Origin of the sequence: Kitasatospora sp. MBT66 (assembly GCF_000710405.2) — a bacterium.
GTDB classification, from domain to species: domain Bacteria; phylum Actinomycetota; class Actinomycetes; order Streptomycetales; family Streptomycetaceae; genus Kitasatospora; species Kitasatospora purpeofusca.
The window spans coordinates 587156-594324 of sequence record NZ_JAIY01000008.1 but is presented as its reverse complement, the minus strand read 5'-3'; the positions used below and the strand labels follow the sequence as shown (position 1 = coordinate 594324).

At 74.7% G+C, this 7169-nt stretch carries 5 protein-coding genes and 1 pseudogene; all 6 read left to right on the top strand.

Annotated features, from left to right (window positions below):
* Positions 1-217 precede the first annotated feature (217 nt).
* Entirely contained in the window at positions 218-1624 is a 1407-nt protein-coding gene (locus BI06_RS24155; RefSeq protein WP_233290268.1) for a histidine kinase, read from the top strand.
* Entirely contained in the window at positions 1576-2241 is a 666-nt protein-coding gene (locus BI06_RS24150; RefSeq protein ID WP_030397758.1) for a response regulator transcription factor, read from the top strand. The genes BI06_RS24155 and BI06_RS24150 overlap by 49 nt, the downstream gene beginning before the upstream one ends.
* Positions 2242-2464: 223 nt before the next feature.
* Positions 2465-4144 (top strand): DUF2637 domain-containing protein, encoded by a 1680-nt coding sequence (locus tag BI06_RS46665; RefSeq protein ID WP_082558639.1) that lies wholly within the window; start codon positions 2465-2467, stop codon positions 4142-4144.
* 139 nt (positions 4145-4283) lie between these two features.
* Positions 4284-5576 carry an aldolase/citrate lyase family protein gene (locus BI06_RS24140; RefSeq protein ID WP_043471302.1) on the top strand — a complete coding sequence of 431 codons (1293 nt, stop codon included), beginning with the start codon at positions 4284-4286 and terminating at the stop codon, positions 5574-5576.
* 137 nt (positions 5577-5713) lie between these two features.
* On the top strand, positions 5714-6370 hold the full coding sequence (locus BI06_RS24135; RefSeq protein ID WP_051741704.1) for a YigZ family protein: 657 nt from the start codon (positions 5714-5716) through the stop codon (positions 6368-6370).
* 315 nt (positions 6371-6685) lie between these two features.
* Positions 6686-7169 (top strand): annotated as a pseudogene (locus BI06_RS51115) (hypothetical protein); the annotation flags it as partial.

Below are 7169 nucleotides of genomic sequence, written 5' to 3'. Positions count from 1 at the left end.
TTGCGTTCTGCGTGAATTGCCGCGAATTGCTGGGTGCGGCGCGCGGGGGATTCGGCCCCGTGTCGGCTCCGCTGGGGCAGGGGCCCGCGCGGGGTGGACCTAGGACCACCCCGAATTCGGGTGGGACGGCCAGTGCCGGCGGCCCTGCGTCCGGGGACACTGGATGAGGAGGATCGGGGCCGGTCTGCGGCATCGGCATCAGCAATCAGGAGTAGGCGTGGCCACAGAGAGTCGGATCAGCGGGGGCGGTGCCGTGCGCGCCCAGACCGAGGCGGCACTCGCTGCGGGCGGCCGCGGGCTGGCCCGGTTGTCCCTCCTGGTGCTCGCTGCGGTGCCGATCGTGGTGGTGCCCGTGTTCGGGTCCTTCTTCGCCGGCGCGACGGCTGCGTGGATGCTCGACGGCTACTACCCGGCGGTGTTCGTCGCGCTGATCGCCGCCGTGGGCGCGGGCCTGGCACTGGCCGGCCTGTTCGTGCGGCCGACCGCCACCCGGACGCGGGGGCAGCTCAACCGCTGGTACGGCACCAAGCTGCAGGCGGTGTACACCCCCAGGCCGCCGCTGGAGGCGGACGCCCGCGGTCACTGGTGGACGGGCTACTCCTATCACCGGTCCCACAACGTCGCCCGGCTCGCGCAGTTGCTGCACTGGGCCGCGAGGGACGCGGTGACGCGGCGCGAGATGCTCTGGCTGGTGGTCAGCCCGCTGCTGGCGACCGCGCTGGGAGCGGTGGTGCTGGGGGTCCTGGGCAGCGGGGCGGCGTTCCTGGTCGTCGCGGTCCGCGGCGACGGGCCCGTGGGCTCGAGGGGTGCCGCGGCCCTGCTCCTCTCGATCCTGCTCGGGCTCGGGCTGCTCGCTCTGGGCGCACTGCTGGCTCCGTACGCGGTGCGTGCGTACGCCGAGGTGGCCCGCCGGGTGCTGGACAAGGACGGTCGGGCCTCGCACGCCCAGCTGACCCGCCGGGTGGCGGAGCTGACCGAGACCCGGGCCGACGCGGTCGGCGACCAGGCGGCGGAGCTGCGGCGGATCGAGCGGGACCTGCACGACGGCGCCCAGGCGCGGCTGGTCGCGATCGGGATGACGCTGGGCACGATCGAGCACCTGATGGAGACCGATCCGGTGGCGGCGCGCGAGCTGCTGTCCGAGGCCCGGCAGTCCTCGGCGCGGGCGCTCCAGGAGCTGCGCGACCTGGTCCGGGGCATTCATCCGCCGGTGCTGGCGGAGCGGGGGCTGGGTGACGCGGTCCGTGCGCTCGCGCTGGACTGCGCACTGCCGACCGAGGTGTGTGTGAGCCTGCCGGACCGCCCGGCGGCGCCGGTGGAGGCCACGGCGTACTTCAGCATCTGCGAGCTGCTGGCCAACGCGGCCAAGCACTCGGGCGCGGAGCAGGTGTGGGTGGACATCCTGTACCGCGCCGGCCGGCTGCGGGTCACGGTGACGGACGACGGCGTCGGGGTCGCGGATCCCACGAGGGGGACCGGGCTGCGGGGGATCGAGCGGCGATTGGGTACCTTCGACGGTGTCCTCGCCATCGACAGTACGTCGGGCGGTCCGACCACCATCACCCTGGAGCTGCCGTGCGAGTTGTCCTCGCCGAGGACCTTTACCTCCTTCGAGAAGGTCTGATCAGACTGCTGGAGGCGCACGGCTTCACGATCGCCGCCGCGGTCGAGACCGGTCCGGAGCTGCAGGAGGCTCTGCTGACGCACCGTCCGGACGTCGCGGTGGTCGACGTCCGGCTGCCGCCGACCCTGACCGACGAGGGACTCCAGGCGGCGCTCCAGGCCCGCCGGGAGATTCCGGGCCTGCCGGTGCTGGTGCTGTCGCAGCACGTCCAGCAGCTCTACGCGCGGGAGTTGCTGGCGGACGGCACGGGCGGGATCGGGTACCTGCTGAAGGACCGGGTCTTCAACGCCGACCAGTTCATCGACGCGGTTCGCCGGGTGGCGGCCGGCGGTACGGCGATGGACCCGGACGTCATCGCCAAGCTGATGCAGAGCACCTCGCGTCGTTCCGGGCCCTTGCAGCGGCTGTCGCCGCGCGAGCGGGAGGTGCTGGAGCTGATGGCGGAGGGGTGTTCGAACTCGGCGATCGCCGCCCGGCTGTCGGTGAGCGACGGTGCGGTGGCGAAGCACATCGCCAATATCTTCACCAAGCTCGAACTCGCCCCGGCGGAGGACGCGAACCGCCGGGTGATGGCCGTGCTGGCCTACCTCAACGGCACGGCGGGGAAGCCGTCCTGACCGGGCGCCCGCTCCCCCGGCTCCGCGCGGCGGGGGACCGGGGAGCCGGGGAGCGGCCGGTCGCGACGACGGTGCGGGCTGCGGGAACGCTGGGACAGGTGTACGAGTAAACTCCGGTGGGCCGAGCCCGGAGGTCGCTCAGCCGTCCGGCGCCCCGACAAGCGGGAACCGGCAGCCGAGGCAGCGAACGGCCGCAGCCGACATCCAGGGGTTGATAGACGTAATGGCACGCCCATCGCTCACCAAGGCCCACCGCAGCCTGCTCGGTCTGGTCGCCGCAGGTGCCTGCATCATCTCCGGTATCGGCTTCGCCGGCTCGTACAGCGCGGTCAAGGAGCTGGCCGAGCAGAAGGGCTTCGGCGCCTTCTCCTACGCGTTCCCGATCGGCGTGGACGCGGGCATCGTGGTCCTGCTCTCGCTGGACCTGGTGCTCACCTGGCTGCGCATACCCTTCCCGGCGCTGCGGCAGACCGCCTGGCTGCTGACCGTCGCGACCATCGCCTTCAACGCGGCCGCCTCCTGGGGCGACCCGCTCGGGATGGGCATGCACGCCGTCATCCCGCTGCTGTTCGTCGTCGTGGTCGAGGCCTCCCGGCACGCGGTCGGCCGGATCGCGGCGATCACCGCGGACCGGCACATGGAGTCGGTCCGGATGATGCGCTGGCTGCTCTCGCCGGTGCCGACCTTCCGGCTCTGGCGCCGGATGAAGCTCTGGGAGCTGCGCTCCTACGACGAGGTCGTCCGGTTGGAGCAGAACCGGCTGGTCTACCGGGCCCAGCTGCGCTTCCGCTATGGCCGCGGCTGGCGCCGCGCGGCGCCGATCCAGGCGCTGCTGCCGCTCAAGCTGGCCAAGTACGGCGTGCCGCTCGACCCGACGGTGTTCGACCGGATGGACGAGGACGCCAGGGTGGCCCGGGAGGAGAAGGAGGCCCGCGAGGTCGAGGCGGCGGCCCGGGCCGAGGCGGCCCTGGCGGCGCAGGAGGCCCGCGCGCTCCAGGAGAGCCGCGCGGCCGCCGCACTGGTGCCGGCCGGGCAGCCCGCGCGGGCCGTGGCCGAGGCGCCGGTCGCCGCACGGCAGCAGCAGCCGGTCCGGGCCGACCGTTCCGCCCCGGCTGTTGCGCGGGTACAGGGCCCGGCGCAGGGCCGTCCGCAGCCGCAGCCCCAGGGGCAGGTCCACCCGGAGCCGGAGGCGGAGCCGCAGGGCCAGCCCGAGCCCGCTCCTGCCGAGGTGCTCGCCAAGCTCGCCGCCGTGCGGCTGCGCGACGCCCAGGAGCCGGTCGGCGGGGCGCAGCAGTCCCCGGTGCCGCAGGAGGAGGAGCTGAACGTCTGGACCGAGCGTGCCGTGCGGACCACCGGGCACCCCAGCGACGGTGCGCAGGGCGGGCGGGTGCCCGGCCAGGTGTCGCCGTGGTTCAAGCCGCCGCGCCCGACCGACCTGGACCAGCCGGAGGCGCCGGAGCAGCAGGCCGCCGCCGCCGGGCCCGAGGCGGGGTACGCCGAGCCGCCGTTCGTCGAGGAGCGCTTCGCCGAGCAGGGCCGGCTCGACCAGGGCCGGACGGAGCAGGGACAGCTCGACCAGGGTTACGCGGAGCAGGCCTACACCGAGGAGCAGTTCGCCGAGGCCGCGGAGGAGGCGCCGGAGTTCGCCGAGCGCGCGCAGCGGCCGATCGGTCCCGCGCCGCGCCCGGGCTCGTACCGGCTGGACCCCGAGCAGGCGTTCGAGGCGCTGGTGAGCTACATCGACACCTTCGAGCACGAGCCGGACCCGCAGCGGCTGGCCGCCTGGCTGACCAAGAAGTACGGCGTGGCCGGCAACCGTCCCGACGGTTCGGTCCACCCCAAGGACGTCGAGGCGCTCTACCCGGAGCTGCGGGACCGCTACGCCACCTCCGGGCGGGACTGACCCGGCCCGCGGCTGTACCGCCCGGTCCGCCGGCGGACCATTGACGCCCGTTCCCGGCCCGTCTACCTTCGCATCAACAAACTGTTGAAGCGCTGGCCTGGCACGGGCCCCGCGCGCATGCTTGCGTGAGGAGTGACGGATGTCGCAGGTCGAGACGGGCGCTACCGGGCCGACGGGCGCGGCGGGATTCTCCGCCGCCGCCAGGTCCGCCGTGGACGCGCTGCTGGCGCCGGTCGACGCCGAGCTGGCCCACCGCTTCCCGGGCGACCCGGGCACCCGCCAGCCGGTCCACACCGTCTACGTGCCGGCCGACGCCTTCGCCGCCGACACCGTGCGGAGCTGGGGGCGGCAGGCCCTGGAGGCCTTCGACACCCACGCCGGCACCCCCGCCGAGCTCGCCCGCGCGCTCGGCGTGGCGGACGACGCGCTGCTCGCCGAGGTGCACCGCCGGATCCGGGCCAAGCTGGAGCGCGAGCCGGTCGAGGACCTGCGGATCGACTTCGAGGACGGCTACGGCCCCCGGCCCGACGCGGAGGAGGACGCGGCGGCGGTCCGGGCCGCCGAACTGCTCGCCGCCGCGGTCGCCGACGGCAGTGCTCCGCCGTACCTCGGGATCCGGATCAAGTGCATGGAGGCGGCCGTCCGGGACCGCGGCATCCGCACCCTGGAACTGTTCCTCGGCACCCTGCTGGCGCACGGCGGACTGCCCGACGGGCTGGTGCTCACCCTTCCCAAGGTGACCTACGCCGAGCAGGTCACCGCGCTGGTCCGGCTGCTGGCGGACTTCGAGCGCGGCGCCGGGCTGCCGGACGGTCGGCTCCGTTTCGAGATCCAGATCGAGACCACCCAGGCGATCCTCGGCCCGGACGGCCGGGCCACCGTCGCCCGGATGATCGCGGCGGCCGAGGGGCGGGCCACCGGCCTGCACTACGGCACCTTCGACTACAGCGCCGCGTGCGGGGTCGCCGCCGCCCACCAGAGCATGGACCACCCGGCCGCCGACCACGCCAAGGCGGTGATGCAGGTCGCCGCCGCCGGGACCGGGGTGCGGCTCTCCGACGGCTCCACCAATGTGATCCCGACCGGCACCACCGCCCAGGTGCACGCGGCGTGGAAGCTCCACCACGACCTGGTCCGCCGCTCGCTCGCCCGTGCCTACTACCAGGGCTGGGACATGCACCCGGCGCATCTGCCGACCCGCTACGTCGCCGTCTACTCCTTCTACCGGGAGGGCCTGGCCGCCGCCGCGGCCCGGCTGTCCGCGTACGTGGCCAAGGCGGGCGGGGACGTCATGGACGAGCCGGCGACCGCCCGGGCGCTGAGCGGGTACCTGCTGCGCGGGCTCGACTGCGGCGCGGTCGATCTCGCCGAGGTGCGGGCGGCGACCGGCCTGGACCGGGCCCGGCTGGACGCGCTCGCGGGCCGCGGCTGAGCCCTGCCGGCCGCCCGCCCCTCGGGCCCGGTCCGAAGGCCACGCCGTAGGCTGGCGGGGCGGTCCGTGGGCGAGCTGTCGTCCCGCCCGGGCCGCGCCGTCCGCCCCTCGTCGCCCTCCGGGAGAACCGCCGCGCCATGCCCGCCACACCGGAGCCGACCCCCCGGCCGTACCTGACCGTCCGGAGCGCGGGCACGCACGAGATCGAGATCAAGAAGTCCCGGTTCATCTGCCACCTCGCCCGGGTCACCGACGAGGAGGAGGCCCAGGCCTTCATCGCGGGCATCCGCAAGCAGTACTGGGACGCCCGGCACAACTGCACCGCCTTCGTGGTCGGTGAGGAGCAGCGCCGCGAGCGCTCCAGCGACGACGGCGAGCCCGGCGGGACGGCCGGGGTGCCGATGCTGGAGGTGCTGCGCCGGCGCGGGGTGACCGACACGGTGGCGGTGGTGACCCGCTACTTCGGCGGTATCAAGCTCGGCGCCGGCGGCCTGGTGCGCGCCTACGGGAGTGCGGTGTCGGAGGCGCTGGACGAGCTCGGGCTGCTGGAGCGGCGGCCGGTGGCGCTGCTCGCGGTGACGGTCGACCACGCCCGGGCCGGGCGGGTGGAGAACGACCTGCGGGCGGCCGGACACACGGTCAGCGACCTGGCGTACGAGGCGTCCGGGGTGCGGATCGAGGTGGGGGTGCCGGAGCCGGAGGTCGCGGCGTTCCACACCTGGCTGGCCGAGGCGACCGGCGGCACGGCGGTCGGGGTGGCGGCGGGCCGGACCTACGTCGAGGTCCCGGTCTGAGCGGACGGCGTCCGCGCGGCCGGTCCGGGGGAGGGGCCGGGGCGGGGCCGGAAGCCATGCAGATTCTCGTCCCGTGCGACAGTCGGCTTGAGCAGATTCACCCGAATGTAGTGACGTGGCCCGGAGTTGGAACTTCCGCTCCGGGCCATGGCGTTTCCTGGGCACAGGTCCGGCGAACCGGACCAAAGACCCATCGATGGAGGACACGGGACCCCACCGCCCCACGGAGGTATGCGCATGACCTCGGAACGTTCCTCGTCGTCGCCCGCCCGAGCCGGACTCCCCGGCTCCGGAGGCCCTGCGGCGCCCTATCGGATGACCGTCACCACCGCCCTCCCGTACGCCGACGCCCTCGCCCTGGCCGACCAGCACCTCGCCGCCTGGCTGAAACAGGAGGGGTGCGAGGAACCCCCGCCCGCCCTCCTCGGCCCGCCGCCCGCGCTGTCCACCGCCCCGTGCGCCCCGTGCACCCCGTCCGCCCCTTCCGCTCCCTACGCCGAGCGTTTCCGGCTCGGCGACCGGGTCCTGCTGGACCGCGACGGTGGCTCCCTCCCGGGCGCTCCGGGGGACCCGATCGGCCCCGGGAGCCGTTACGACCGCCGCCGGGTCCGTACCCCCGCCCCGCACGGCACCGACCACCTCACCCTCACCCTGGCGGCCGGGCCCACCGGCCCGACCTGGCTCCGGCTGGAGGCCGCCACCCGCACCACCGACAGCGCCGTGCGGACGCCCGGCCGGGTACCGGTGCCCGAACCGGCCCGCACCCTGCTGCCGCTGCTGGACGCCGCCGACGGGCCCG

Bases quoted from the DNA above. Each gene is read 5' to 3' on its own strand.
- BI06_RS24135 (WP_051741704.1), top strand. From the start codon at position 5,714: ATGCCCGCCACACCGGAGCCGACCCCCCGGCCGTACCTGACCGTCCGG.
- BI06_RS24140 (WP_043471302.1), top strand. From the start codon at position 4,284: ATGTCGCAGGTCGAGACGGGCGCTACCGGGCCGACGGGCGCGGCGGGA.
- BI06_RS46665 (WP_082558639.1), top strand. From the start codon at position 2,465: ATGGCACGCCCATCGCTCACCAAGGCCCACCGCAGCCTGCTCGGTCTG.